This window comes from Spirosoma jeollabukense (assembly GCF_054777855.1).
Window position 1 is genome coordinate 247,048 of sequence record NZ_BAAHAD010000007.1, and the last position, 26,976, is coordinate 274,023.

The window sequence follows — 26,976 nt, forward strand, 5'->3', positions numbered from 1 at the left end:
GTTATAAAGGTAAGCCCCGATCAATCAGGTCGGGGCCTTTTTGTGATCTGTTTTCCCTAGCCTGATATTACAGTACCCAGAAGGCTCGAAATTTCAATATCTATCCGTTTAAAGTGCATAAACTCAGTCAACAGTTGATCCGCTTCCTCAGGCGATTTGCTACCGGCCTCCCGCAGCAACTGTTGAAGAGCAGCCATTCGTTGTTCAGCCAGCATCTTCTTGATCCGTAAAATATTCCGGTAGGCTGCATCAGCTAGAATTCCAATCTCTTCTTCTGAAGGAACCAGAATTTCGTGCTTTAACCATCCACCACTAATTTCGTAGCGGGGAGTGGTTAAATGAATCGCCTGATGCTGGATGTCTATATCGTTGGCCTGCTCTGTTGTATTAGACCGACGATTCAGAAAGTCCCCAGCGGTCAGAATATCACCCCGGCTGTAGGCCTCCCTAAAGAGCGTTAATATCAGATCAAGGGGCGAGGTTTGAAATTCGATCTCGTGTAATTCGCTTAGCACGTACTGACAAAGCGTGATGCCCGGTTCCAGCTCACGTGCGCCATAATTTATTAATAGTCGGATACATTCTTCTTCCTGATAAGATATGGGCGTACGGACCAAATTAGCGCGGTCAGCAGTAGCGGGCCGAGGTGACGTAGTAGTTCTCAGCTCATCAAATCCGGAAGCATCAACATCGAAATCACCAAAGAGCGCATTTAGATCATCGACCGACGGTTCTGGCGAAATAGATGCAGGGCCAGGAGGTTGCTGTCTACCAAGATCCGAAGACCGCTGCTGTCGTTCGGAATCTTTCCTGCCCTGATCCTGCTGCTTCCGAAGTAATCGATTTATCTCCGAAATAACAGATTGCTCACTGACATGAAAGACTTGAGCTACCCGTTGCGAGAGTGTCTGGCGTTTGAGAAGGTCAGGAATTTTAGTGATGCTGGCACAGACGTCAGATATTCCTTCGGCACGTTTCAACGGATTATCACCCGCTTCGGTCAGCCAACGGCTCGCTTTAAAATCAATAAAGTCCTGCGAATGCTCGTTGATATAGGCTTTGAAAGCCTCTGCGCCAAGCTTATGAACGTAGCTATCGGGGTCTTCACCATCAGGCAATAGCAGCAGCTTAAGGTTTAAGCCTTCCTCCAATACCATATCTAACCCACGTAGCGCGGCTTTAATACCAGCAGCATCACCATCGTAGAGGATTGTTACGTTAGGCGTAAAGCGTGCAATCAGCCGAATCTGCTCAGTAGTCAGTGATGTACCCGATGAAGCTACTACGTTCTTGATTCCCGCCTGATGGAGCGAAATAACGTCGGTATAGCCTTCTGTCAGGTAACAGACATCTTCCTGACGAATAGCTTGCTTCGCCTGAAAAATACCATAGAGAACCTGGCTTTTATGGTAAACAGTTGTTTCGGGTGAGTTGAGGTACTTAGGCTGAGTTTTATCTACTTTCAGGATACGCGCGCCAAACGCGATTACCCGGCCCGAAACGTTATGAATCGGAAACATGACCCGCCCCCGAAACCGATCAAACATTTTCTGCTTTCCGCCGTCAGTGCCTTCTTTGGTTAAAATCAGACCCGCTTTTTCAAGTAGCTCGGTACTATACCCCCGCCGTTGGCCCTCCTGCAATAGTGCACTCCATTGATCGAGTGTATAACCCAGTTCAAAGGCCTCGATGGTTGGATTAGTGAAACCCCGTTCCCGAAAATAGCTTAGTCCAATTCCTTTCCCTTCGTCGGTATTCAGCAAGGTTTCCTGAAAAAACGTTTTGGCGAAATTCAGGACAATAAGCAGGCTCTCCCGCTCATTCTGACGTAACAAATCTTCCGGTGTTTGCTCCTGCTCCTCAATTTCAACACCGTATTTTTTAGCCAGATAACGTAGTGCTTCGCCATAACCGATGTTCTCAATGTCCATGACAAACCGAACGGCATCACCCGCTTTACCACATCCGAAGCATTTGTAGATCTGTCGAACGGGATTAACGTTAAACGACGGCGTTTTTTCGTTGTGAAACGGGCAGCAGGCAATGTAATTACTACCCCGTTTCTTGAGCGAAACAAAGTCGTTAATCACTTCAAGAATATCAGTAGACTGTCGAATTCGTTCAACAGTTTCTTCAGGAATACGCATCGGACGGATTAATATTTAGTCCAGTTTACAAAATTCATATCAAAAAAAGAGAGGAAAGAGCAAAAAAGGATTATAGAATCCGTTCTCTCTTTCCTCTCCGTTCGTTATCGTCAATCTTTAATAAGCCCGAACCAATTTGCCTTCCATAAAATTCACGAAGGCTTTGTTCACAACGTTGTTACCACCGGGTGTTGGGTAGTTCCCCGTGAAGTACCAGTCGCCGGAATGATTTGGGCAAGCCTTGTGTAAATTCTCGACGGTTTGATAAACAACGGCTACTTCGGCGTTCAAATCATCGGGCGTTACAATCTGAGCTACTTTTTGAGACAATTCCTCATGTGTAAAGGGGTCAAATAAAGCCTTTACGTAATTCTCTTTGCTGGCATTTCCTGATTCGATAGCCGCCACACACTGCGCATAGACTTCATCCAGCAAATTCTCCTGACCACGCTCACGGAGTAACTCCAGCGCAGCCCGAAAGCCAATGAATTCCTTGAATTTCGACATATCGATGCCGTAGCAGTCAGGAAAGCGAATCTGGGGAGCCGATGAGACGATAATAATTTTCTTGGGCCCTAAACGATCCAGCATGCGCAAAATACTCTTTTCCAAAGTTGTACCGCGCACAATGGAATCATCCACGACGACGACATTGTCTTTGCCTTTTTTAATGACCTCGAACGTAGTGTCATATACATGCGACACCATATCGTCCCGCTGTGAGTCGTCGGTAATAAAGGTGCGCAGTTTTACATCTTTGGCAACCAGCTTTTCGATACGTGGCCGAAAGGAAAGTACCCGATCCAGCTCTTCTTCAAACAGAATACCTTCCATTATCGCTTTTTTGCGCTGCTTGGCCAGGTAATCTTCCAGCCCCTCAACCATGCCAAAAAACGCCGTTTCGGCCGTATTTGGAATGTATGAGAAGACTGTGTTTTCTAGATCATAATCTATTTCTTTGAGAATCTGCGGAATAAGCAGTTTTCCCAGTGTTTTGCGCTCGTTGTAAATATCAGGATCGGTTGCTCGCGAGAAATAAATCCGCTCGAAGCTACAGGACTTCTTTTCGATAGGTTTTACAAATTCCTGCTCCATATACTCACCATATTTGTCAATGATGAGCGCATGACCAGGCTTCACTTCCTGAATAGCACTGTATTCGACATTAAAGGCAGTTTTGATGGCTGGTTTTTCTGATGCTACGACCACCACTTCATCGTCGGCATAGTAATAAGCCGGACGAATACCGGCTGGATCGCGGGCGACAAATGAAGCACCATACCCCGTCATGCCGACCATAGCATATCCGCCATCGAAATCACGGCAGGAGCGGTGTAAAACGCGCTGCATATCGACGTTGTCTTCGATAATATCCGACAAATCAGGGTTTTCGTAAATGCCTTTGAAGCGTTCAAACACGCGCTGGTTTTCTTCGTCCAGAAAGTGGCCGATTTTCTCCATTACTGTAACAGTATCAACCTTATCCTTCGGATGTTGACCCAGCGAAACGAGCTTGTCAAACAACTCGTCGACATTCGTCATGTTGAAATTACCGGCTACGACTAAATTTCGACTACGCCAGTTACTTTGGCGAAGCATAGGGTGACAGTTTTCAATCTCATTGGCCCCATGCGTACCGTAGCGCAGATGGCCCATCCAGACTTCGCCCGTAAAGGCCAGGTTTTCCTGAAGCCATTTAGCGTCTTTAGCTTTGTCTTTGTTGCCTTTAAGCGCCTTGCGAAATTTCTTATTGACTTTCTCGAAGATGTCCGTTACGGGTCGTTGATCTACCGAGCGATAGCGACTTATGTAACGACTACCGGCTGGCACATCGAGTTTGATATTTGCAATTCCGGCACCGTCCTGACCTCGATTGACCTGCTTTTCCATGAGCAGGTATAGCTTGTTGGCTGCGTAGAGAGGAGTACCGTACTTATCAATATAATACTGATACGGTTTGCGGAGCCGAATTAAGGCTATGCCGCACTCATGTTTGATGGCGTCACTCATGAGAGAGTTTGTCGAAGCGTGTTGGTTTACTTACGAATGAAGTAATAAAGAAGTAACGGCTCCTCATTGGCAATGGTTCGGCCGGTTGTTAAACAAAAGTAGGTAAAAACATTAATCCACCCCGCTTTTTATAGCCCATTTGCTTAGTAATACGTAAACTAATAGGGTTGAGATTGTGCCGATAAGAGAGCCAACGTAAGCATCTTCCACGAAATGCTGAAATAAATAAACGCGAGAATACCCCGTCAATATGGCTAACAGCAGGAAAATCCAGCCCCTACCCTTCTGAACATCAAGCAGAGCCAGCAGGCTGAACATAGCAAAAGCCGTTGTTGTATGACCTGAGGGAAAGCTATTAAAACTATGAATATCTAATCCCTCAATGAGGTGATATTTATTTATTGACTGCTCAAAAAACTTCAGTGGCCGGGGTGAATCTGTAAAGACCAGCTTTTTCAGGAATTCGGATGTCAGTGAAGAGAGGCCAAAACTAGCCAGGCCCATTAAGCCGACACGCCAATTATGAGTCATTAAGATCAGACACACAACCACGTAGAACGCACCGTCACCCAGATACGTAACGTACGGGAAAATAAGGTCAGCCACTAAACTATTGCGACGGTTTACCCATAGCATTAACTCTCCCTGCGTGTACTTAATCTGTAGTGTAGCAACTACAACCAGTATCAGAACATACGGAAGAAAGAAAAAGCGATTTTTTCGCAACAGTTCAAGCATCACTTACTAATTGCTGTAATCCCGACGTAGGAGGGATTTTGAAGTCTACTGTTGCCGCAACGGCGGCCCGGCAAAGATCCCTCCTACGTTGGGATTACAGAAATTTATTTGGCGGGAGCCGCCTTTTCGACGGTGATGCCTACGCTCTGAATATTGAGCAACGGGTCCTGACGCATATACTGCCGAATTTGCATAGTGTATTTACCCGGTTTTGGGAAGCGATAATTGCGCTTCATTAAAAACTTATGATCGAATAGGTCGCCAAGACCATCGCCATTGGGTTTGCCGGTTTTCGGGTCCATCAATAGTAATTCGTCCAGACGTGATTCGAGTTCCTTGCCACTGGCATCGCGCAGATAGCGAGTCAGATAGAGGTTATAGTAACCATAGGACAGGCTATTCCGAAGGTTATAATAAATATTGTAGGGCACCGAAGCATCCTTAATCTCAAACGTGAACGACGGCGCGTTTTTGATATACCACTTCCCATCATCAATGTCGGTGTACTCTTTATATACTGCATTCGTATCACAGCCGCCAATCAACAACGCCATGAACAGGAAAAGTCCTAATCGTTTCATACGTAACTCATATAGCCCGCAAAGCTACGACGGTGCCGTTGGCTTTTCAAATGACGTCAACTGTCAAAAAACTAGCTGGCTAGTTTGCAAACGATAAGAATAGTTTTAAGTTTGATACATGGAAAAACTAACCGCCAAAGAAGAAGAAGTGATGCAGGTGGTCTGGAAAATGGAACAGGGCTACGTGAAAGACATGGTTCCGCAGTTCACAAATCCTCCCCTACACTATAACACAGTTTCAACCATTGTTCGTAATCTCGAAGAAAAAGGGTATATAGGTCACAAAGCGTACGGTAATACCCATGAGTATTATCCCATTATCACAAAGGAAGCGTACCAGAATCGGTTTGTGCTTAAAAAAGTGGTGGATGATTACTTCGACAATTCGTACAAGAACCTGGTGAGCTATTTTGCTAAAAATGAGAAGATTACGGCCGATGAGTTACGTGAAATTCTAGCAATGATCGAACAAAAGAAATAACGGTATGGAAACCCTGCGCTACGTTGTACTGGTGAATGGGCTGCTGGTCGTATTCAGGAGGCCAACGCTACGTCAGCCCATTGGAAGGATTAACGGACAACGTTCCGGACTGTTAGCTTCGTGGCGCTACGTCCTGTGGGTGTTGTTAATGAGCGGAATGGCATTCGCTTGTCGTCATAAACATTCAACTCATCAGGAGGGCTTGCAATTGTCCGTTCCTGCTTTTTCCTCAATAAATGCGACACGGGCACTGGCAGCAGAACTTGATAAGCCGGGAATGCCCTGGTTTCGCGCGTCTGCATTCCTGAAAGAACAAAATCAGGTTGATACCGTCCGATTTCAGAACCGAATCATCATACGTAGTAATTCGGCGACAACCCGTTATCCTGAAATTTTATGTTTACGGAACAATCGTCTAGGGCTTAAGCTACCAGACGGCCAACAAGCAAAACTGTACATAAATGGCAAGGAAGAACCTGTTCAGTCTTTGTCGGCACTAACATTTAATGAAGTGAACGACCTGCTGGTTTACCAGAAATGGGAGGATCTAGCTGAAGCATCAACGTACCCGGAATCGCACCGGGTATTTGTAAGTACCACCCACAAAACGCCCGTAAAGAATCCGGTACGTACCAGATGGGAGCAATATTTACGGGCTAACGCTGTATCCGATCATCCACTCGGCCAAACCAGTACTTTCTCTATGAACAAGTTGTTGGAAGCCACCTTTTTCAGAAATAAACTTGCGTTTGTAGAACGTACGAAAAAAGACTACCTAAAACTTTACGACGAATACGCTACAGATATTGACTTATACATCAATGGCTTACCTGCTGATGTAAAAAGCATTGAAGGAATTCACGTCCGTGAAGTTGATAAACTCTACACCCAGGAACGCCGTTTCGAGGAATGGGCAGATGGACCAAATCGGAAACACAGGTTTTTGATGAATATCCAGACGTCACCCAAACGCGCTAAGCGTGACAGCAGCTACTACGTATTCAGTCCCTTCTATTCGGGTGACTTTTAAGCTACTGTTTAGGAAAAAACAACAAGCCCCAACCTGTCAGGTCGGGGCTTGTTGTTAAGATACTTTACCATTCGGCATAGGTCTTGGCGTATTGCCTTCTGGTCCTCTAGGTTTCTTTTTTTTCTTTTTGCTGGGCCTTGCCGTGTACTTGGCATCTAATTTTTGCAAGTCACTATTAAGCGCGGCTGCCGTAACGGGTTCTTTCTCACCTATCGGCGTCAGTACGTCAAACGATTCGGGAATAATTCCTTTTTTGTTCAATTCTACGATCTCCAGAACACGAATAATGGGAAGTGGATGCCAGGTGCTTTCGGCTCCATAACCAAACCACATGAGCTTGCGAAAAATGTCGGTCTTCTGTAAATAAGCCCGTCCCTTCTGCGTTTCCAGCGGCTTTTCAATCGTTGGAATATCCCGCAGTGCATCCATGTAGGTGTCCAGTTCGTAGTTCAGGCAGCATTTCAGCCGTCCGCATTGACCTGACAACTTTGCCGGATTCAGCGACAGATTCTGATAACGCGCTGCCGACGTAGCGATATTTTTGAAATCGGTGAGCCAGGTCGAGCAGCAAAGTTCGCGGCCGCAGGAACCGATACCACCAAGTCTTCCCGCTTCCTGCCGCAAACTAATTTGCCGCATCTCGATTCGAGCCTTGAATTCGCTCGCCAGCATTTTGATCAATTCCCGGAAGTCAACACGCTCCTCCGATGAATAATAAAATGTCGCTTTCGTATTGTCTGACTGAAATTCAACGTCCGACAACTTCATGTTTAACTTTAATTCCCTGACAATTTCACGGGAACGATAAAGGGCCGGCAAATCACGCAAAACGGCCTGTTCATGCCGTTCCATGTCCTTGGCGGTAGCTATCCGATGGATAACCTTCGTATCGTCGTTAATTTTTACGGCTCGTTTCTTCACTTGCAATCGGACCAATTCGCCTTGTAGCGAAACGGCCCCAATATGAAAGCCAGATTGCATTTCAACAACTACATAATCGCCGGTTGTTAAATCAAGCTGATGAACGTTGCGGTAATACTCCTTTCGACCGCCTTTAAACTTTACCTCCGTAACATCGTATCGCTTCGCACTTGGCATAGCGATGTCGCTTAGCCAGTCAAATGAATTTAATTTGTTGCAACCACCGGTGCTACATCCTCCACTTCCACATCCCTTTGTAGCCGTTTTCTGCGGTTCCCCGCCGGGACCATCGGATGCTCCGCGTTGTGTGCCACACCCACCAGTTGCACAGGATTTGCAGGACATAATATATATAGTTATAGGGTTCTAAGGTTTTAAAGTTGTGATACTGTCAGCACTGAAAGCCAGTACTGGAACCCACGACTCTTTAGCCTTACAACCTCGTTAATCGGAATACCGAATCAGGTCAACCCCAATGTCTTTTCGGTACTGCTTTCCGTCAAATTGCACCATCCGGGCCGCTTCCTGCGACTTCCTGACAGCATTTTCGAGTGAGTTCGCCTGAGCCGTTATAGCCAGCACTCGCCCACCATTGGTCAAAACCTGACCGTCTTTTTCTAACGTTCCGGCATGGAACGCCATAACATCATCTAAACGCTCTAACTCCGAAATGATTTTACCAGTTGCAAAGTTGCCGGGATATCCGCCCGAAACCAGTACAGTAGTTACGGCCGTTTGGGGCGACACTTGTATCGCAATTTTATCCAAATCCCCCTCGGCCGTCGCGACCATCATTTCCACAAAGTCGCTTTGAATTCGGGGTAAAACCACCTCTGTTTCTGGATCGCCCATACGGGCGTTGTATTCAATAACAAAGGGTTCACCATTTACTTTCATCAACCCAACGAAGATAAAACCCTGATAGCGGATCCCTTCCTGTTGTAAGCCTGCTAAGGTAGGTTTTACAACCTTATCTTCAACTTTTTGCAAAAACGATTTATTAGCAAATACTACCGGTGATACGGCGCCCATGCCGCCTGTGTTAGGGCCGGTATCGGCTTCCCCAATACGTTTGTAATCTTTCGCTTCCGGAAGAATTTTATAATTTGTACCGTCGGTCAGCACAAACACCGATAGCTCGATGCCTCGCATAAACTGCTCAACGACCACTTTACTGCCCGCATCGCCAAACTTCTGTCCGTCGAGCATATCATAAAGAGCTGTTTTTGCATCAGCCAGGGTATCGGCAATAATAACGCCTTTACCAGCCGCCAGTCCATCTGCTTTTAACACAACCGGTAATGAGTGGGTTTCCAGATATGACACACCTTCCTGCAAAGTAGCCACTGTGAACGTTTTCGACGTAGCAGTTGGAATACCATATCGGTGCATAAACTGTTTGGAGAAATCCTTACTTCCCTCCAGTTGCGCCCCTTTTGCATCTGGCCCAACGATCCGCAAGCTAGCCAAACCGGTTTGTAAACGGAGAAAATCGACTATTCCCTTCACCAATGGTTCTTCGGGACCAATAATAAGCAGGTCAATTTTGTTATCCCGAATAGCCTTAGTGACCGCCGGAAAATCGTTGTAGCTAATCGGTAAATTTGTTGCCACCTGAGCTGTTCCGGCATTGCCGGGCGCCACAAACAACATATCACATAACGGGCTTTGCGCTAATTTCCAAGCAAAAGCGTGTTCGCGTCCACCCGAACCCAATATAAGTATGTTCATAAAGAATGATTAATGATGAATGATGAATAATAAATGATAGTTAGCTTAAGCAGTTCATCATTTATCATTCATCATTCATCATTTAATTAGCTACTTCCGACAGGAACTTAATGCGCATCAGTCGCAAATCTTGTTCGGTGAAATCGTCGCCCCCGAATTCACGCATGGCCTGAGCGATGTTGTCGCTGTCGGCCCGCATAAAGTACTCGAAGATTTCGTCCTGCCGGTCTTCGTCCATTACCTGATTAATATAATAATCAAGGTTAAGCCGTGTACCTGAATAACAGATGTGTTCAATTTCTTCCATTAGATCCTCCATCGACAGTGACTTCGATTCAGCAATCTCATCTAGGTCAACTTTGCGGTCTATCTGCTGGATAATAAAAATCTTTACTTTCGATTTATTAACGGTAGACTTAACAACTACGTCTTTGGCCGTCTCAATCTCATTATCCTCAACATATTTCGTGATCAGGTCAATAAACTGGCGGCCAAATTTCTGCACCTTTCCCATTCCGACGCCGTTGATCTGCGCCATTTCCTCCCGCGTGGTTGGATAGGTGGTTGCCATTTCCTCCATCGAGGTTTCCTGGAAGATGACATAAGGTGGCAGATTCTTTTCTTTTGCGACCCGTTTCCGAAGTGCTTTCAGTAACCCAAGCAATTCTTCGTCATAGGCAACTCCACCCGAAGATGGTATTGAATCTTTATCTTCTTCCTCCTTCGCTTCTACACTCTGCAGGTCGTAGTTATGGTCTTTGGCAAGCGTAATAGGATACGGATCTTCGATATAATTCAGGCCACGCTGGGTGAGCTTCAGGATACCGTAATTATCAACATCTTTCTCTAAATAGCCGTAGATCGTAATTTGCTTGATCAGTGAACACCAGTAGTCACAATCTTCATTAAACTCACGGCCTTTACCATACACATCGAGTTTATCGTGCTCGTAGCTGGTCACGTATTGATTTGTGGTAGCGGTCAGAACGTCGGCTAAGTGGGCTACATCGAAACGCTGATCCGTTTGCAGTACCGTTTGCAGCGCCAGTACCACTTCGTGCTGCACTTTGAGTTTCTCGGTTGGCTTTAAGCAGTTGTCGCAAAAGCCGCAATCTTTATCCAGAAATTCGCCAAAGTAGCCAAGCAATTGGCGACGTCGACAAACACCCAGGTTAGCGTACGAAACCATTTCAGTGAGCAAGTGCTTGGCATTATCCCGCTCAGTAACTGGTTTGTCTTTATTAAATTTTTCGAGCTTAACGATGTCATCGTAACTATAGAACATCAGGCAATTGCCTTCCAGACCGTCACGACCAGCACGCCCTGTTTCCTGATAATAGCCTTCCAGCGATTTAGGCGCATCATAATGAATCACAAACCGAACATCAGGTTTGTCAATACCCATTCCGAAGGCAATAGTTGCGCAAATGACGTCTACGTCTTCATTCAGGAAAGCATCCTGGTTATGCATCCGTGTTTGCGGGTCCAGACCAGCATGATAAGGCAAGGCTTTTACGTCATTCACTCGAAGAAGCTCAGCAATTTCCTCAACCGTCTTGCGGCTTAAACAGTAAATGATACCTGATTTACCTTTATTCTGCTTAATATATTTAATAAGTTGTTTTTTAGCCTCAACCTTAGGCTTTATCTCATAATACAGATTCTTCCGATTGAAAGATGTCTTATAGAGATTGGCATCTTCCATCTGCAGGTTTTTCTGAATGTCCTGCTGCACTTTAGGGGTAGCCGTAGCGGTAAGGGCAATAACGGGCAGATTGCCAATATTATCTACAATTCCGCGAATTTTTCGATACTCAGGCCGGAAATCATGCCCCCACTCGGAAATACAGTGTGCTTCGTCGATTGCCACAAAAGAAATATTGGCTTTCTTCAAAAAATCCAAATTCTCTTCTTTCGTCAACGACTCGGGAGCAATATATAGCAGCTTAAGAGAGCTATTAAGCGTATCCTTCTTGACCTTATTCATCTCTGCCTTAGACAGCGTCGAATTCAGGAATTGCGCGTTGATTCCGAAGGCATTTAATTGGTCAACCTGATTCTTCATCAAGGCAATAAGGGGCGAAATAACTACTGCAGTGCCCTCACTTACAATGGCTGGCATCTGGTAGCACAAGGATTTACCAGCACCCGTTGGCATAATAACGAACGTATTACGCCCGGCCAGAATGCTATGAATAATGGCTTCCTGTTCGCCCCGAAACTGACTGAACCCAAAAATTTCCTTTAGTCGTTCTTTAAGGGTTGTATTGACCGACTGATCAACTTGCATCATTCTACAAATCGTACAAAAGTTACTTTACTCTATTTGCTTAGCGTATCTTTGCTTTATAAAGTTAGCGAATATACACAGCAAACACTTCCTGATTATCAAAACTGACGTTGAAAGTAATAAAAAATCCTCAGACTATTGCCCGGTCGGTCCTATTAGCCGAAGCTGAAGCCATTCGCCATGCGGTTGATTTGCTTGATGAACAATTCACTAATACCGTCGAAACAGTACTGAACTCTTCGGGCCGTTTAGTAGTAACGGGCGTAGGCAAAAGTGCCCTCGTTGGCCAGAAAATCGTGGCCACCCTAAACTCAACAGGCACACCTGCTCTGTTCATGCATGCTGCCGACGCCATTCACGGTGATTTGGGTATGATCCAGGACAACGACGTAGTACTTATTATTTCCAAGAGTGGCAATACGGCCGAAATCAAGGTGCTAGTGCCCTTATTAAAGCGAACCGGCGTCCGACTGATTGCGATGGTTAGCGCCCGCGATTCTTATCTGGCCCGTCATGCTGACAACATCCTTCACGCTTACGCTGAGCAGGAAGCGGACCCCTTGAATCTGGCGCCTACTACCAGCACAGCCGTTGCCATGGCCTTAGGTGATGCATTGGCGGTAAGCTTATTGGAAATGCGCGGCTTTACCCGACATGATTTTGCTCGTTACCATCCGGGCGGTTCACTGGGAAAAAGGCTACATTTAAAGGTGTCCGATATTTTTCCGCAGAATCAGTGCCCGCAAGTTTTACCCAACACCCCTGTTAAAGATGTAATTTTTACCATTTCGGCGAATCGCCTGGGCGCAACGGCTGTCGTTGACGAAGCTGGTTCGCTGGCAGGCATCGTAACTGACGGCGACATCCGGCGTATTGCCTATGAACATGATTCCATTTGGCAGCTCTGCGCGAAGGATGTCATGACGCACTCGCCCATTTGTGTAGAACCAGATGATTATGCTGTGGCAGCGCTACAGCTTATGCAGGAACGTAACATTACACAGCTCATTGTGGCAGAAGCTGGACATGTATATGGGTTTGTTCACCTACACGATTTGTTGAAAGAAGGATTAGTGTGATGTAAATTCCACACTGGGTCAGGCAAGGTTCCCGGATGGCTATGCTTGAAGAAGATAAAGTACATATTAACCGAATTTCAGTGGTGTATCCTTTACACACTCATTCCGTGTTCACTTATTTTCCACAAACATTAAACAAAGTCTACACACCATATTCCCCATAATGGGGGAAATATTCCACACTCCTCACCTCAAAGAATAACAATAAAATTAAGTTTTGAACAAAATAAAATTAATTAACTGCCTGTTTACAAATAAATTACACCTTTAATCTAGCAGGCTATTCGAATTCAGAAAAGACTGGTTGTTTTTTTGTTTAATACCTGAATATAATTGATTCAACAGAAAAACGTAAACAGCCATGACCGCTCTCGAATTTACTAATCATATTGGCAAAGTGTCCAAGTCATTGCGCCCATTCGCGCTCCGCCTTACAAAAGATGTTGAAGATGCGAATGATTTATTGCAGGACACCCTGTTGAAGGCGTTCACAAACCGTGACAAATACACGGACGGCACAAATCTAAAAGCTTGGTTATATACGATCATGAAGAACACGTTCATTACTAATTACCAGCGCATGGTACGTAAGAACACCTTCATTGATACGACAGATAACCTGCATTATATCAATTCCATTGAAAGTAGCACAGATAATTTAGCTTATTCATCGTTTGCCCAGGACGACATCAACCGGGCGGTGAATGACCTTGACGATACTTACAAAACCCCCTTTATGATGCACTTTAGAGGGTTCAAATACCACGAAATAGCGGCAAAATTGAACATCCCTATTGGAACTGTCAAAAACAGAATCCATATTGCCCGCAAAGAACTGAAGGATCAGCTAAAAGTTTATGCATATTTTAACGCTTAGTGCGAGACTTTTTTGAAATACCTCAGTCTAATTAGTATTGATTGAGTAGTTTTTGGTTAAAAAAGAGGAAGGTTCGAAAAGTTGGGTAGCTTCTACCCAACTTTTTTATTTTTATACATTTTGATAATCAGCTGTTTAACAACAAAAAGAGCTACTACTGTAGCAAGTGAGGGTTCAGGTAAGTACGTTTGTTAAACAAATTACTTAATCAGGTTATTAGGTAATGACTCACTCAATCTACTACTGATGCCCGGACGTATTCTTGTTATAGGAGCCGGATTCGCTGGACTGGCGGCTGCAACCAGTCTTGCCGACAAAGGTTACGACGTTACAGTACTCGAAAAAAACAGTATGCCCGGCGGTCGGGCGCGCGTCTTTCAGGCTGAAGGGTTTACGTTTGATATGGGCCCAAGCTGGTATTGGATGCCCGACGTATTTGAAACATATTTCGCCCGCTTTGGTAAGAAACCATCTGATTATTATACCCTGGTGCGGCTTGACCCTTCCTACAGTGTTATATTTAGTCCCGACGAAGCCGTTGATCTACCGGCTGGTCTGGAAAATCTGGAAGCCTTGTTCGATCAGATGGAACCCGGTAGCGGTCCCAAACTACGGGAGTTTCTTAAACAAGCATTCTATAAGTATGATGTGGGCATGAACAATTTTGTTTGGAAACCAAGCCGGTCGGTGACGGAATTCCTAAGTCTAAAGTTGCTCTACGACGTAACACGGCTGGATGTCTTTCAATCATTTGCTACACATGTCCGTAAATTTTTCAAAGCGCCACGACTGCTCGAAATTGTTGAATTCCCCGTCCTATTTTTAGGTGCCACCCCCGAGAACACACCTGCCATGTATAGCCTGATGAACTATGCCGAGATGGCCCTGGGCACCTGGTATCCCATGGGTGGAATGCACGAAATTGTGAAAGCAATGGTCAGTCTGGCCGAAGAGAAGGGTGTTAAGATTCTGCTTAACCAGACCGTTCAAAAAATTGACGTGCTAAAGAATCAAGCGCAGCGGGTTGTCACAAACGATGGTATCTTCGAGGGAGACGTAGTGGTAGCCGGTGCTGACTACAACCATGTCGAAACGGCTTTAGTAAACAACGAGCATCGTAATTACGACGACGACTACTGGAGTAAACGGGTGATGGCCCCCTCCTCTCTCCTTTTTTATCTTGGTGTCAACAAGCGTATTCCAAAGTTGCAGCACCACAATTTGTTTTTCGATGAAAATTTTGCGCTCCATGCGCAGGAAATTTATGAAACACCCCGCTGGCCTACTAAACCTTTATTTTACGCATCGGCCCCATCGAAAACTGACTCCAGCGTTGCGCCTGAAGGCTGCGAAAATCTATTTCTGCTGATTCCTGTCGCTCCTGATCTTGTAGACGATGACGCCACGCGGGAACGCTATTTCGAGATAGTGATGGACCGACTCGAAGCCTATGTTGGGGAGGATGTGCGTAATTACATTGTTTTCAAGCGCAGTTATGCCCATAGCGATTTCAAAAACGATTATAACGCCTTTCGGGGAAATGCGTATGGCTTGGCTAATACACTGCGTCAAACGGCGCTTTTAAAGCCATCACTCAAGAACAAAAGGGTGAACAACTTGTTCTACACCGGTCAACTGACCGTGCCAGGGCCAGGCGTACCGCCGTCGCTCATCTCGGGCCTGGTGGTTGCTGACGAGATTGCTAAAGAATTTCCTTAATTTAACCCCTTCCTCTTTTTTACTTATGATGGCGTTGTTCAATAAAACCGCACTGGAATGCAGCAAATTAATTACAGAGCGGTATAGTACTTCGTTTACGTTGGGCATTAAGACGCTCGATCGTAAATTTCACTTGCCTATTTACGCCATCTATGGGTTTGTTCGATATGCTGATGAGATTGTCGATACGTTCCATGAGTACGATAAAAAGACGCTGCTGGACCGTTTTAAACACGATGCTTATCAGGCTATTGAAGAAGGCATAAGCCTGAATCCCATCTTACACTCGTTCCAGATCGTTGTTCAGCAATACAAAATTGAGCCAGAATTGATAGATGCATTTCTGAAAAGTATGGAGATGGATCTGCATTATCAGGATTATAATTCGGCGGGTTATGAGGACTATATTTATGGATCGGCAGAGGTTGTTGGCCTGATGTGTCTGCGGGTATTTTGTGAAGGTAATATTCAGGAATTCAATCGCTTACGCGAACCCGCCCGAAAATTAGGTGCCGCCTTTCAGAAGGTAAATTTCCTGCGTGACATGAAAAGTGATTTCATCGAACGGGGACGTACCTACTTTCCGGGCGTTGATTTTAATAATTTTTGCCTTGAAGAGAAGCAGTCGATCGAAAGCGATATTCAGCGCGACTTCGACGACGCTTATATTGGTATTATGAATTTGCCTCGGGGTGCACGAATGGGTGTTTACCTGGCCTACATGTATTACCAGACGCTGTTCAACAAAATTAAGCGTTTACCAGCTTCCCGTATTCAAAACGAGCGCGTTCGGGTGCCAAATCCGCAGAAGCTGGCTTTGCTAGCGCAAACGTACCTGAAATATCGGCTGAATGTGCTGTGAGGCATTAAGATCAACTCTATAAGCTTCCAAAGCTTAGCCCTCCGCGCCTTTTCGCTATCTTTGCCTTAAATCATTTTTTATTGACAATGGTAGCCGAAGCGACCCTTTCGCCGGAGGTTCTGGCCCAATATGAAGCCGTTATCGGACTGGAAGTACACTGCCAGTTGATGACGAACAGCAAAATTTTCGCGGCCGATGCCAACGCGTTCGGTGCTGATCCGAATACAAATATCAGCGTTATTACGTTAGGACATCCGGGAACGCTACCCAAATTAAATCGAAAGGCTGTTGAGTATGCCATCCGAATGGGGCTGGCCTGCGGCAGTGAAATCACCCGTCATAACATATTTGCACGCAAAAACTACTTTTATCCCGATCTGCCAAAGGGCTACCAATTGTCGCAGGACAAAGGGCCAATCTGCGTGGGTGGGGGTATTTTGGTTAAAGTGAAAGACCCAGCAACGGGCCAGCCATACCAGACAACAATTCAGATTCATCACATTCACCTCGAAGAAGACGCCGGAAAATCGATTCATGATGGCGATGAATGGGCAACGCAACTGGATTACAACCGCGCTGGAACGCCCCTTATCGAGATGGTAACCGACCCCTGCCTTCGCACTGCCGATGAAGCCGGTCAGTATTTGACCGAAGTCCGGCGGTTGGTTCGGTATCTGGATATTTGCGATGGCAATATGGAAGAAGGATCGCTACGTTGTGATGTCAACGTTTCCATCCGCCCCAAAGGTGCTACGTATCTGGGCACGAAGGTTGAAGTCAAAAATCTGAACTCCATTCGAAACGTAATGCGGGCAGTAGATAGCGAGTTTCTGCGGCAGGTCGAACTGACCGAATCGGGGAGACGTATCATACAGGAGACCCGCACCTTCGATGCAGCCACCGGCCTCAGCTACGCCATGCGCGAGAAGGAAACCATGAACGATTACCGGTACTTCCCTGACCCCGACCTGACGCCGGTCGTTATTTCGGAAGAGTGGCTGGCGGATGTTCAGGCTCGTATGCCGATGCTTCCGGCCGCTCTGTATCAGAAATTTACCACATATTATGGTCTGCCCGATTATGATGCCGCCCTGTTAACCGATGCAAAAGAACTGGCCGAGTACTACCAAGCCGTCTGCACGTATACAGAAAACTACAAAGCCGCGTCGAACTGGGTTATGGGCCCGGTAAAAGGCCACCTCAACGAGAAAACACTACGTGAACGCCAATTCCCTGTTTCGGCTGAACGTTTGGCATCCCTTATTGCGTTGATTGACAGTGGTATAATAAGCCAAACAGCGGCCCAGCAAGTATTTGTGCTAATGACCGATCAGCCGAACGTATCACCCGCCGATCTGGCTCAGGCTCACGGCCTGGTGCAGAATCGCAATACCGACGACCTCCAAGCGTTGGTAGAACAGGTACTGGCAGCATGGCCCGACAAAGTGAAGCAATATAGAAAAGGCAAGAAGAACCTGCTGGGTCTGTTTGTTGGTGAGGTAATGAAAAAATCGAAAGGATCAGCCGATCCGAAATTGGTTAATGCGTTGTTAGCGAAGACATTACAGACAACATGAAAAATTTACTTTTTAGTGTCGCCAGTTTACTGGCTTTGAGCCTTTCGGCCAACGCCCAAACCAAGCCATTTACGGTAACGGGCAAAGTAACAAAGGCTGCACCGGGTAGCTACGTCTATCTGGAAACCAACTCCCAGCCAACCCATAAAATTGACTCAGCAAAAGTGGCAGCGGGGAATACGTTCACAATCAACGGTAAAGTGGCGGACGGTGGTGAAGTCTTCGTACTAAACGTGGGTGGAGGCCAAAAGATGGCCCTGCTGGTTGAGGGTGGCGAAACACTGAACGTAGTAGCAGACGGTTTCCGAATGGATGCAAAGACCGGACAGGAAGGGAAAGCAACCGTAACTGGCTCCAAAAACATGGAGTACTACGATAAGCTGAATACGCTACGTACCGACATGGAAAAGAAAGTAGCCAGTTGGAACAAGCAAGTGGCAGCCGCGACAGAAAAGAAAGATAATAAGACGATTGCTCAGATTGAACAGCAGTACGAGGCTGCCGAAACCGACGTTGTCAACAAAGTAAAAGCCATGTTACCCGAAATGGGCACTTCGCTTGTGTCGCTTTTTGCATTGAATTTCATCAACATAGATACCGATTTTGCTACGTATGATGCACTGGCTCAACGGTTTGAAAAGGAAAGACCGAATAGCCCACATGCAAAATCGCTCATTGGTCGCGTGGCGCGTATTAAAGGCGTGTCGATTGGTGCGCAGGCTCCTGAGATTTCATTGAGTGATACAACCGGCACGCCAGTGGCGCTTTCTTCGCTACGTGGTAAATACGTTTTGCTCGATTTCTGGGCATCCTGGTGCGGCCCCTGTCGGCAAGAGAATCCGAACGTAGTACGCATGTATAACAAATTCAAAGACAAAGGCTTTGCTATCTACAGCGTCTCGTTAGATCAGGCTAAAGCCAACTGGACAAAGGCCATTCGTAACGACAATCTCACCTGGACGCATGTGTCAGATTTAAAATTCTGGCAGTCGGCTGCGGCTCAGCAATATGGCGTTCAGGCTATACCGGCTACGTTCCTGCTCGATAAAGACGGTAAAATCATTGCCAAGAACCTGCGGGGTGATGCTTTGGAACAAAAACTGGAAGAAGTTCTGAAAGGTGGTCAATGAGTTAAATACAAGTCATTAGTTTTGTGGGGTCGGATTTTTGAATCCGACCTTTTTGTTTACTTCATCAGCTAGGCTTTGTTCATTCACTCACTCTTTCGCTCGTTAAACGAATGAAAATTACTATCGTCGGCTGTGGCAATATGGGCATGGCCTTTGCCAAATCGTTTTTACAGTATGATCTCGTAAAAAAAGACGACTTACTCCTGATCGAAAAAAGTACCGACCGCTCCGAAGCCCTGAAGAGCGAAAAAGCGGGCGTCGTGGTCGACACCATCGGTCCACACGTTGGCGAAACAGACTTGATCATTTTGTCGGTGAAGCCCCAGGATTTTAACAGTGTTCATGAATCACTACGTACCGTTATTCAGCCAAAGCAGGTCATATTGTCGATCATGGCGGGCATTCCAATCGCGCAGATTCAGGAAAAATTGGCGCATCCGCTGGTTGTGCGGGCCATGCCTAATACGCCCGCTATGCTTGGTATGGGGATTACGGGCTTTACAGCGGCAAAAGAAGTCGATCTGGCTAGTCTTCGTAAAGTTGAAAACCTCATTAATGCTACAGGCCGATCTATTTTCCTGGAAGATGAATCCATGATTGACGCCGTTACGGCACTCAGTGGCAGTGGTCCGGCTTACTTTTACTACGTGGTGAAAGCCATGATAGACGCCGGAAAGCAAATGGGTTTCGATGATGCGGTATCGGCACTCTTGGTAAAACAAACGATGCTCGGTGCGTATCATCTTATTAATACTGCCGACAAATCATTAGATGAACTTATCAAAGCCGTAGCATCCAAAGGTGGCACGACCGAAGCGGCCCTTCGTGAATTTGAAAGCGGTGCCCTAGCCGATACGTTGGTGGCGGGCATTAAAGCCGCCCAAACACGGGCAATGGAATTATCGAAAGGGTAATTGTGTAGTATCGACCGGAACAGTCGGTACTGCAACGGCATCTATACTAAACTTGTCACTTTGCAAAGCATACCTATGCCCAGTATGCTCTTTCTAGTTTTGCAGAATTACCTCCTCAATCAGCGTTTATTCGCATTCACTGTTCCTTCATTATAAATAAAGCCAGGATCACACATATAGAAGGTAATCGGGATTTTATCAATACGATTGAGACTTATTAACGGTAATTATAAAGATGATTTTCCAAAGAAAATAGGCTTTTGAACAAGGTCTTCACTACCAACTAAAACAGTCGGTATTAAAGACCCGTATAGGTAAATGGCGTTATGGCGCGCAATTCGCCTTTCACGGCCTCTGATACGTCCAATTCATCAATAAACTGCCGGATGGTATCAGCCGTAATTTTTTGGTTTGTGCGGGTGAGTGCTTTCAGTGCTTCGTAAGGTTTGGGATAGCCTTCACGCCGGAGAACCGTCTGGATGCCTTCGGCCACAACGGCCCAGTTATCGTCAAGATCTGCGTTGAGAGCCGCCGTATTTAACTCCAGTTTGTTCAAGCCTTTCAGCAATGATTTCAAGGCAATAAATGAATGGGAAAATGGAACCCCAATGCTACGAAGCACGGTCGAGTCGGTCAGGTCGCGCTGAAGCCGGGAGATGGGTAATTTGCCGGAAAGATGCTCAAACAGCGCGTTGGCAATCCCCAGATTTCCTTCTGAATTCTCGAAATCAATCGGATTCACTTTGTGTGGCATCGCTGATGAACCGACTTCACCTTCCTTCAGCCGTTGCTTAAAATAATTCATCGACACATAGGTCCAGATGTCACGGTCGAGATCAATCAGAATGGTATTCAGACGTTTAAACGCGTCGAGCGTAGCCGCCAGCATGTCGTAATGCTCTATCTGCGTTGTAAACTGACTACGTACCATCCCCAAACTCTCAACAAACTGATCACCGAATTTCTTCCAGTCTTCATTGGGGTACGCCACCGCATGGGCATTAAAATTGCCCGTTGCTCCCCCAAACTTAGCCGCCGTCGGAATAGAGGATAATAGGCTGAGTTGCTTTTCAATACGTTCTACAAACACCATCAATTCTTTCCCTAAGCGCGTTGGCGAAGCCGGTTGACCATGTGTCCGGGCTAACATCGGGACATCTTTCCACTCCTCAGCTAACTGCTGTAAACGTTGGAATATTTGTTGGTACATCGGCACAATCTCGGTGTCTAGCGCGTCAGACAATGACAGCGGGATCGCTGTATTATTAATATCCTGTGAGGTTAGACCGAAGTGAACAAACTCCAGAAATGGCTCAACCGGCGAGCCTTTCAACTTCTCTTTGATGAAATATTCAACTGCCTTAACGTCGTGATTCGTTGTTTTCTCGATCTCCTTGATACGTAGCGCATCAGCTTCCGCAAAGTTTTCGTAGAGTGCCCGCAACGCAGGAAATTGTACCCGGTCAACACCAGCCAACTGTGGTAACTGCCATTCGCAGAGGGCAATAAAATACTCAATCTCAATACGAACGCGGTAATGAATCAGGCCGAATTCAGAAAAATAAGGAGCCAATACGTCAACCTGCGACCGGTAGCGACCGTCAACAGGTGAGATGGCCGTTAAAGCAGATAAATTCATACGGTAATTATATTTTACAATGTAAGCGCTCACGTAAGCGCTTACATCAGAAGGGGTTTAGATATAGGCCAACGCCGATCCAGGATGTTTGCTGGTCTTCGAATTGGCTGTATGGGCGAAAACCCGAGTAGCCTTCCAGCAAGAACGTCAGATTATTTTGGGTGCGCCCTAGTTCAATACCAACTCCACCGTGAATACCCGGCCGGAAGTCGGTCTGTTGCCAGAATTTAATGTCGACCCCACCCACTAATCGGGCCGCTTTGGCCGATGGCTTTTTATAAAATGCGCCCAGTTGAGCACTCAGTGGTTTCCGTTCCTCAGTCTTGCGCAACACCACACCAGCCCCTCCATACAACCGCCAGTTACTTACGTTCCGGCTATAAGTGATGTCCAGAAGTTCGTAGTTAACCGAATTTGGGGAAGGAGCCCCTAATTTATTGCGGTAGATGTAATCGTCTCCCAAGTGCGATGACAGGTGATATACCCGAATCCGATAGTTGTTTTCGCCCCGGCGGATGTTGTAAATAATACTGATTTTGTAATCATTATTTATGATCTGCCGACGAGCTTTATTTAACTTATCGTCGTGATAAGCCTCAAACTGCGTAAAGGACGCTAGATCAAGTACCCATTCTTCGGAGCGACCTGGCGACGTAGTCCGGCGATAAAAAGGCTTGGCAAAACCAAAAGCGAATGGAACAATACTACCCTTATACCTTTGCCCTTCGGTCCAATAGCCCGGCAAAACACTTCCATAGGTTTGGGCTTCCAGCGGGTCAAGTAAAATTGGTTCGAATAAGTGGCCTTTTGGCAGAAATTCTCGTCGGGGGCGTAGCGAAGTTGGCTCACTACCTGCCTCCAAGGTTGAGTCAACCGGCTGAAAGACAGGAATTTTCCCCCGCTTCGCTCCAGGGAATTTAACGGGCTTCTCGACAGGCAGGGCTGTTGGAGCAGCCGGAGTAGGCCGGTTTGCTTTCTCCGCCTTTTCTTTGGTCTCTCTCGCTTCTTTTGCTGTTTTTTCCTGTGCTTCTTTAGCGTCTTTTGTTTCTTTTTCTTTAGCTTCTCCGCGTTCTTTAGCTTCTTTTTCCTCCTGTCTGCGCTTTTCTCTCAACTCTTTCCGCGAAGGTTCCGCAACGGCCGGTGCAGTCTCTACCGGTTGGCTTGCTGTTGGCGTAGTAGCTGGCGCTGTTGGCGTTGGTGTAGCTGGGGTTACAACGGCCGGTTTTGCTGGCGGAGCTTCCTGCGGCTGCACATCTTTACCCGCTTTTTTAGCCTGTTTCTGGCGTTCTTTTTCGGCCTGTTTCGCTTCGTATTCGCGCTGTTTTTGGGCCCACTCTGCCCGAATCTGGCGTTCTCGCTGAATTTCGCGGTCTATTTTGTCTTTCTGCTTCTGTTCAGCAGGCGTCAGGGTACGGGTAGGCGTCGTTGGGGCTTGCTGTGCTACAGCCAATGTTCCTGCTAAAAAACTCAGCAAGAGAACCGACAGCGTTTTTCTCATAAAATACAAGTGAATAATTCTTAACGTGTGCCGCATTAATTCAGGCCGAACAGTCTATTGTTTAAGTGCAGAATAGTATTTGTAGAAATAGGGAATGGTTTCGATACCCTTATAAAAATTAAACAGGCCATAGCTTTCATTAGGTGAATGCAGCGCATCACTATCTAATCCAAACCCCATCAAAATAGACTTTACGCCGAGTTCTTTTTCGAATAAGGCCGTGATGGGAATACTCCCGCCCCCACGCGTTGGTATGGGTTTCTTACCCCAGGCTTCTTCCATCGCTTTGCTGGCCGCTTCGAACTCGACGGAGTCGACCGGCGTTACGTAAGGCATACCACCATGATGGGGCATCACCTCAACTGTCACACCAGCGGGCGCAATAGATTTAAAGTGCTTTGTAAATAGTTCGGTAATTTCGTCCGGGGTCTGGTTGGGTACTAACCGCATACTGATTTTAGCTGAAGCTTTCGATGGCAGCACAGTTTTGGCCCCTTCACCCGTGTATCCGCCCCAGATACCGTTAACATCCAGTGTTGGTCGAATAGAGGTGCGTTCGTTGGTCGAATAGCCCGTTTCACCCATTACGTCTCCGATACCCAAATCACGCTTGTACTCGTCCAGATCGAACGGTGCTTTGGCTAATTCACTACGTTCAGTATCGCTTAAATCAGTTACGTTATCATAAAAACCAGGAATCGTGATGCGGCCATTCTCGTCATGAAGCGAAGCAATCATTTCGCACAATACGTTAATCGGATTGGCAACCCCTCCTCCATACACACCCGAATGCAAATCGCGGTTGGGGCCGGTTACCTGGACTTCCACGTACGAAAGACCACGGAGACCCATTTCAAGCGAAGGCGTTTCGTTGGAGATGATGCTGGTGTCAGAAATCAGAATAACGTCAGCCTTAAGCATATCCCGGTGTTCGGTAACGAAGAGGCCAAGGTGGTCAGAGCCTACCTCTTCTTCCCCCTCAATCATCACCTTGACGTTACAGGGCAAGCCGTCCGTCGCCACCATAGCCTCAATTGCCTTGATGTGCATGTAGAACTGGCCTTTGTCATCGCAGGCACCCCGGGCGTAAATACGCTCATTCCGAATGGTCGGCTCAAACGGGGGGGTATGCCAAAGTTCATAGGGATCAGCCGGTTGAACATCATAGTGGCCGTAGACCAGTACAGTCGGTCTGGCAGCATCTACGAATTTTTCAGCGTATACAACAGGATGGCCCGGTGTTTCATACAACGTAGCGTTATCCAGGCCAGCCGCGGTTAATTTGTCTCTAACAAATTCAGCGGCCCGGCGCACATCGCCTTTGAACGTAGAGTCGGCCGATACGGACGGAATGCGCAATAATTCGAGCAATTCGTCTAAAAACCGTTGTTTGTTGGTTTCGAGGTAATTAGTCATGTTTGGATATATGGCGTATGATATATGATATAGGCCAATACATCATACTTCCTACATTATACATCATACATCCAAAAAGTTCGCCCCGAAGTTACGCACTTTTCGCGCAACGCCGGGGCGTCAATTCATATCAGAACGTTGTTTCTTCGTTTATTCCTTCTTCCGAAATCGAATCAGGATAGTTCTGCTTTCCTGACCGCGTAACAATCGGCCAATGTTTTTCTGGTGGGTGACCACAACCAGCAGGAAGACAATGAAACCAAAGACGATAAGTAGGGGGCTTTCTTTCTGACCAAAAATTTGCAATAATAGGAGAACCGGAAAGGCCAGAGCCGCCATGATTGACCCTAATGATACGTATTGCGAGGCAATAACGACCAACAGAAAGATGCCAATACAAACAACGGCCATTTCTGGGTGAGTAGCCAGCATCATGCCCAGCAACGATGCTACGCCCTTACCACCCTTAAAATCAGCAAAAACAGGGTACAAGTGGCCAATAACAGCAACTAGGCCAAAAACGATCTTGAACGTCAGGACTTCATTAGTCGTAATGACGTCGGCATACCAAAGTAGAGTCGAGAGACCAGCAGCCGTATACCCTTTTAACACATCAACCAGCATTACAATGGTTCCGGCTCGTTTACCCAATACCCGAAAGGTATTTGTGGCACCAGCGTTTCCGCTACCAAACTGCCGAATGTCAACGCCAAAGAATCCCTGCCCGTACCAAACAGCGGTAGGAATTGACCCTAACAAGTAGGCGACTACTGTAGTAATGCAAATTAGAAGGACGTTCATTAAAAATTTGACTGAATAATTGCTGGATAAAGAAGTTGACTAATTGAAACAATTAGCCTTGTAAAGAGAATGTAACCTCAAAATTAAGCGATTGTTACTAATCGGCCAATCTTTATATCCCATAAATAACCTGGCTACCTACTCTATTGACCAATATCCTTATTTGCCCCCCACGACAACTTCGCGTAAATAATCACTAGCCAAATAATGGGTAGCCATTTCCAGAATATCAGTTGGCGTAACAGCGCGTATCTTTTGAATGTACGTAGTCAAAAAATCGGCAGACATGCCATCCAGCAGAATCACTTTATACCGATCGGCAATTTCGAAGGGCGTGTTGAGTGAGCCAACAAATTCACCAGCCATGTAATTTTTTACAACCTCCAGCTCTTCGTCGGGAACCAGTTCAGTCTGTAGGATTCGAATTTCCTTACGGATTTCGTCTAACGTTTGCTGGGTATTTTCCTTGTTGACATCAGTACCGATCAGGAAATACCCATCCCGGCGATAGGAGGGCATATTCGATGAAATACCATAGGTAAATCCTTTTTCCTCCCGGATATTTTTCATTAACCGAGACCCAAAATAGCCACCTAAAATCTCATTTGTCACCAGCATTCTGAAATAATCAGGATGCGCCCGATTAAAAAGACGCCGACCTAATCGGATGGAGGATTGGACACTATCAGGCTTTTCGGCCAGAACGGGCAAATCGCTATCAGCCAGTGTATTATCGACAAACGACGCTAAAGAGTCTGTCCGAATAAAAAGCTGGCCTAGCTCGCGATTGATGAGAAGTACCTCGTTTTCGGTAGCATCTCCGGCCAGAATTATCTGAAACGGACGATTTTGGATAGTCCGCTCATAAAAGGTGACGACACCTTCCCGCGTGAGTTGCTCCACTACGTCAGGGCGCTGGCTACGACCATATGGGTGCTCAGCGCCAAACAACTTTGCCCGAAACAGGACACCGGCGAGATAGGCGTTTTTTTCGTAATTGACGCGCAGGTTCTGGAGGGTAATATTGCGCAGATCGTCTAGCTCTTTCTGTGGAAAAGTCGGCTCCGTGAGCATCTCACGAAGTATTGGCAGTACCTCAGGCAGAAACTTCGTCAGGCAGTAAACGACAATACTAGCCCGGTCGGGACCGCTGTTCAATTCCAGAAAGGCCCCATATCGATCGACATATTCACTGATTTCGGCCGACGAACGGGAAGGGGTCCCCTCCGACAGCATTTTCATGGCGAAGAACGACGTACCAGGCACTTGTTCGTACCAGGTTCCGGCATCAAATACGCACTCTAAACGAAGAACAGGTTGTTGGGCAACGGCAATCAGATGTAGAGGTATGGCATTGTCTAAGCGATGAGTTTGTACAGCAGGAAGCCGAACTTCCTGAATAGCTTGAAAAGCAGGAGACTGGGTTCTATCGAGTATCATTTGGTGTAAAAAGAGCGAAATCGGCCCGCCGAAGCGGACTGAAAGAGTGAGAGAGTGAATCAAACCGGCTGGCTCTTACTCTTTCGCTCTTTCAG

21 protein-coding genes and 1 pseudogene are annotated in these 26,976 nt (G+C 46.4%); 10 read left to right on the forward strand and 12 right to left on the reverse strand.

What is annotated here, in order from left to right:
- Positions 1 to 56: 56 nt before the first annotated feature.
- From dnaG to ACYVEA_RS23800, 4 genes are all read right to left on the reverse strand, one after another.
- Positions 57 to 2,147, reverse strand: a complete 2,091-nt coding sequence (gene dnaG / locus ACYVEA_RS23785) for a DNA primase (RefSeq protein ID WP_461115928.1) — start codon at positions 2,145 to 2,147, stop codon at positions 57 to 59.
- 117 nt (positions 2,148 to 2,264) lie between these two features.
- Complete coding sequence (locus ACYVEA_RS23790; RefSeq protein ID WP_461115929.1) at positions 2,265 to 4,157, reverse strand: amidophosphoribosyltransferase; 1,893 nt, start codon at positions 4,155 to 4,157, stop codon at positions 2,265 to 2,267.
- Between the two features lie 111 nt (positions 4,158 to 4,268).
- The gene (locus tag ACYVEA_RS23795) at positions 4,269 to 4,895 is read right to left on the reverse strand and encodes a phosphatase PAP2 family protein (protein ID WP_461115930.1); all 627 of its coding nucleotides are present in this window, start codon (positions 4,893 to 4,895) and stop codon (positions 4,269 to 4,271) included.
- Positions 4,896 to 4,999: 104 nt separating this feature from the next.
- Entirely contained in the window at positions 5,000 to 5,476 is a 477-nt protein-coding gene (locus ACYVEA_RS23800; protein WP_461115931.1) for a gliding motility lipoprotein GldH, read from the reverse strand.
- Between the two features lie 118 nt (positions 5,477 to 5,594).
- Here ACYVEA_RS23800 and ACYVEA_RS23805 point away from each other — a divergent pair, with 118 nt between their 5' ends.
- Positions 5,595 to 5,957: a BlaI/MecI/CopY family transcriptional regulator gene (locus ACYVEA_RS23805; RefSeq protein WP_461115932.1), complete on the forward strand. Its 363-nt coding sequence runs from the start codon at positions 5,595 to 5,597 to the stop codon at positions 5,955 to 5,957.
- Between the two features lie 4 nt (positions 5,958 to 5,961).
- On the forward strand, positions 5,962 to 6,987 hold the full coding sequence (locus ACYVEA_RS23810) for a hypothetical protein (protein ID WP_461115933.1): 1,026 nt from the start codon (positions 5,962 to 5,964) through the stop codon (positions 6,985 to 6,987).
- A gap of 54 nt (positions 6,988 to 7,041) precedes the next feature.
- Here the strand turns inward: ACYVEA_RS23810 and ACYVEA_RS23815 are convergent, their stop codons facing one another.
- From ACYVEA_RS23815 to recQ, 3 genes are all read right to left on the reverse strand, one after another.
- A complete protein-coding gene (locus tag ACYVEA_RS23815) occupies positions 7,042 to 8,253 on the reverse strand; it encodes a PSP1 domain-containing protein (protein WP_245776627.1) in 1,212 nt (403 codons plus the stop codon).
- A gap of 99 nt (positions 8,254 to 8,352) precedes the next feature.
- Positions 8,353 to 9,639, reverse strand: coding sequence for a phosphoribosylamine--glycine ligase (purD, locus tag ACYVEA_RS23820; RefSeq protein ID WP_461115934.1), 1,287 nt, complete (start codon positions 9,637 to 9,639; stop codon positions 8,353 to 8,355).
- Positions 9,640 to 9,721: 82 nt separating this feature from the next.
- Complete coding sequence (gene recQ, locus ACYVEA_RS23825; RefSeq protein WP_461115935.1) at positions 9,722 to 11,932, reverse strand: DNA helicase RecQ; 2,211 nt, start codon at positions 11,930 to 11,932, stop codon at positions 9,722 to 9,724.
- Between the two features lie 107 nt (positions 11,933 to 12,039).
- Here recQ and ACYVEA_RS23830 point away from each other — a divergent pair, with 107 nt between their 5' ends.
- The 8 genes and pseudogenes from ACYVEA_RS23830 to ACYVEA_RS23865 all read left to right on the forward strand — a co-directional run.
- Entirely contained in the window at positions 12,040 to 13,008 is a 969-nt protein-coding gene (locus tag ACYVEA_RS23830; protein WP_461115936.1) for a KpsF/GutQ family sugar-phosphate isomerase, read from the forward strand.
- A gap of 361 nt (positions 13,009 to 13,369) precedes the next feature.
- Complete coding sequence (locus tag ACYVEA_RS23835) at positions 13,370 to 13,885, forward strand: RNA polymerase sigma factor (protein WP_093826047.1); 516 nt, start codon at positions 13,370 to 13,372, stop codon at positions 13,883 to 13,885.
- Positions 13,886 to 14,131: 246 nt separating this feature from the next.
- Positions 14,132 to 15,604 (forward strand): phytoene desaturase family protein, encoded by a 1,473-nt coding sequence (locus ACYVEA_RS23840; RefSeq protein ID WP_461115937.1) that lies wholly within the window; start codon positions 14,132 to 14,134, stop codon positions 15,602 to 15,604.
- A 25-nt stretch (positions 15,605 to 15,629) separates the two neighbouring features.
- On the forward strand, positions 15,630 to 16,466 hold the full coding sequence (locus tag ACYVEA_RS23845) for a phytoene/squalene synthase family protein (RefSeq protein ID WP_461115938.1): 837 nt from the start codon (positions 15,630 to 15,632) through the stop codon (positions 16,464 to 16,466).
- Between the two features lie 86 nt (positions 16,467 to 16,552).
- Positions 16,553 to 18,043: an Asp-tRNA(Asn)/Glu-tRNA(Gln) amidotransferase subunit GatB gene (gatB, locus tag ACYVEA_RS23850; RefSeq protein WP_461115939.1), complete on the forward strand. Its 1,491-nt coding sequence runs from the start codon at positions 16,553 to 16,555 to the stop codon at positions 18,041 to 18,043.
- Positions 18,040 to 19,173, forward strand: a complete 1,134-nt coding sequence (locus tag ACYVEA_RS23855; protein WP_461115940.1) for a redoxin domain-containing protein — start codon at positions 18,040 to 18,042, stop codon at positions 19,171 to 19,173. The genes gatB and ACYVEA_RS23855 overlap by 4 nt, the downstream gene beginning before the upstream one ends.
- A gap of 110 nt (positions 19,174 to 19,283) precedes the next feature.
- Positions 19,284 to 20,087 carry a pyrroline-5-carboxylate reductase gene (gene proC, locus ACYVEA_RS23860; RefSeq protein ID WP_461115941.1) on the forward strand — a complete coding sequence of 268 codons (804 nt, stop codon included), beginning with the start codon at positions 19,284 to 19,286 and terminating at the stop codon, positions 20,085 to 20,087.
- A gap of 89 nt (positions 20,088 to 20,176) precedes the next feature.
- Positions 20,177 to 20,308 (forward strand): annotated as a pseudogene (locus ACYVEA_RS23865) (LytTR family transcriptional regulator DNA-binding domain-containing protein); the annotation flags it as partial.
- A gap of 77 nt (positions 20,309 to 20,385) precedes the next feature.
- On the opposite strand, the gene purB reads toward ACYVEA_RS23865, so the two are convergent.
- From purB to ACYVEA_RS23890, 5 genes are all read right to left on the reverse strand, one after another.
- Entirely contained in the window at positions 20,386 to 21,726 is a 1,341-nt protein-coding gene (gene purB, locus ACYVEA_RS23870; protein ID WP_461115942.1) for an adenylosuccinate lyase, read from the reverse strand.
- A gap of 46 nt (positions 21,727 to 21,772) precedes the next feature.
- A complete protein-coding gene (locus ACYVEA_RS23875; RefSeq protein WP_461115943.1) occupies positions 21,773 to 23,224 on the reverse strand; it encodes a DUF1207 domain-containing protein in 1,452 nt (483 codons plus the stop codon).
- 54 nt (positions 23,225 to 23,278) lie between these two features.
- Positions 23,279 to 24,640: a dipeptidase gene (locus tag ACYVEA_RS23880; protein WP_461115944.1), complete on the reverse strand. Its 1,362-nt coding sequence runs from the start codon at positions 24,638 to 24,640 to the stop codon at positions 23,279 to 23,281.
- 150 nt (positions 24,641 to 24,790) lie between these two features.
- Positions 24,791 to 25,441, reverse strand: a complete 651-nt coding sequence (plsY, locus tag ACYVEA_RS23885) for a glycerol-3-phosphate 1-O-acyltransferase PlsY (RefSeq protein ID WP_461115945.1) — start codon at positions 25,439 to 25,441, stop codon at positions 24,791 to 24,793.
- A gap of 159 nt (positions 25,442 to 25,600) precedes the next feature.
- Positions 25,601 to 26,881, reverse strand: coding sequence for a M16 family metallopeptidase (locus tag ACYVEA_RS23890; protein ID WP_461115946.1), 1,281 nt, complete (start codon positions 26,879 to 26,881; stop codon positions 25,601 to 25,603).
- Positions 26,882 to 26,976 lie beyond the last annotated feature (95 nt).

Coding starts and splice junctions, on each gene's coding strand:
- ACYVEA_RS23880 (WP_461115944.1), bottom strand. CDS start 24,640: ATGACTAATTACCTCGAAACCAACAAACAACGGTTTTTAGACGAATTG.
- ACYVEA_RS23790 (WP_461115929.1), bottom strand. CDS start 4,157: ATGAGTGACGCCATCAAACATGAGTGCGGCATAGCCTTAATTCGGCTC.
- recQ (WP_461115935.1), bottom strand. CDS start 11,932: ATGATGCAAGTTGATCAGTCGGTCAATACAACCCTTAAAGAACGACTA.
- ACYVEA_RS23890 (WP_461115946.1), bottom strand. CDS start 26,881: ATGATACTCGATAGAACCCAGTCTCCTGCTTTTCAAGCTATTCAGGAA.
- ACYVEA_RS23855 (WP_461115940.1), top strand. CDS start 18,040: ATGAAAAATTTACTTTTTAGTGTCGCCAGTTTACTGGCTTTGAGCCTT.
- ACYVEA_RS23805 (WP_461115932.1), top strand. CDS start 5,595: ATGGAAAAACTAACCGCCAAAGAAGAAGAAGTGATGCAGGTGGTCTGG.
- proC (WP_461115941.1), top strand. CDS start 19,284: ATGAAAATTACTATCGTCGGCTGTGGCAATATGGGCATGGCCTTTGCC.
- ACYVEA_RS23815 (WP_245776627.1), bottom strand. CDS start 8,253: ATGTCCTGCAAATCCTGTGCAACTGGTGGGTGTGGCACACAACGCGGA.
- ACYVEA_RS23875 (WP_461115943.1), bottom strand. CDS start 23,224: ATGAGAAAAACGCTGTCGGTTCTCTTGCTGAGTTTTTTAGCAGGAACA.
- ACYVEA_RS23835 (WP_093826047.1), top strand. CDS start 13,370: ATGACCGCTCTCGAATTTACTAATCATATTGGCAAAGTGTCCAAGTCA.
- ACYVEA_RS23810 (WP_461115933.1), top strand. CDS start 5,962: ATGGAAACCCTGCGCTACGTTGTACTGGTGAATGGGCTGCTGGTCGTA.
- dnaG (WP_461115928.1), bottom strand. CDS start 2,147: ATGCGTATTCCTGAAGAAACTGTTGAACGAATTCGACAGTCTACTGAT.
- gatB (WP_461115939.1), top strand. CDS start 16,553: ATGGTAGCCGAAGCGACCCTTTCGCCGGAGGTTCTGGCCCAATATGAA.
- ACYVEA_RS23800 (WP_461115931.1), bottom strand. CDS start 5,476: ATGAAACGATTAGGACTTTTCCTGTTCATGGCGTTGTTGATTGGCGGC.
- plsY (WP_461115945.1), bottom strand. CDS start 25,441: ATGAACGTCCTTCTAATTTGCATTACTACAGTAGTCGCCTACTTGTTA.
- ACYVEA_RS23840 (WP_461115937.1), top strand. CDS start 14,132: ATGCCCGGACGTATTCTTGTTATAGGAGCCGGATTCGCTGGACTGGCG.
- purB (WP_461115942.1), bottom strand. CDS start 21,726: ATGAATTTATCTGCTTTAACGGCCATCTCACCTGTTGACGGTCGCTAC.
- ACYVEA_RS23845 (WP_461115938.1), top strand. CDS start 15,630: ATGATGGCGTTGTTCAATAAAACCGCACTGGAATGCAGCAAATTAATT.
- ACYVEA_RS23795 (WP_461115930.1), bottom strand. CDS start 4,895: ATGCTTGAACTGTTGCGAAAAAATCGCTTTTTCTTTCTTCCGTATGTT.
- purD (WP_461115934.1), bottom strand. CDS start 9,639: ATGAACATACTTATATTGGGTTCGGGTGGACGCGAACACGCTTTTGCT.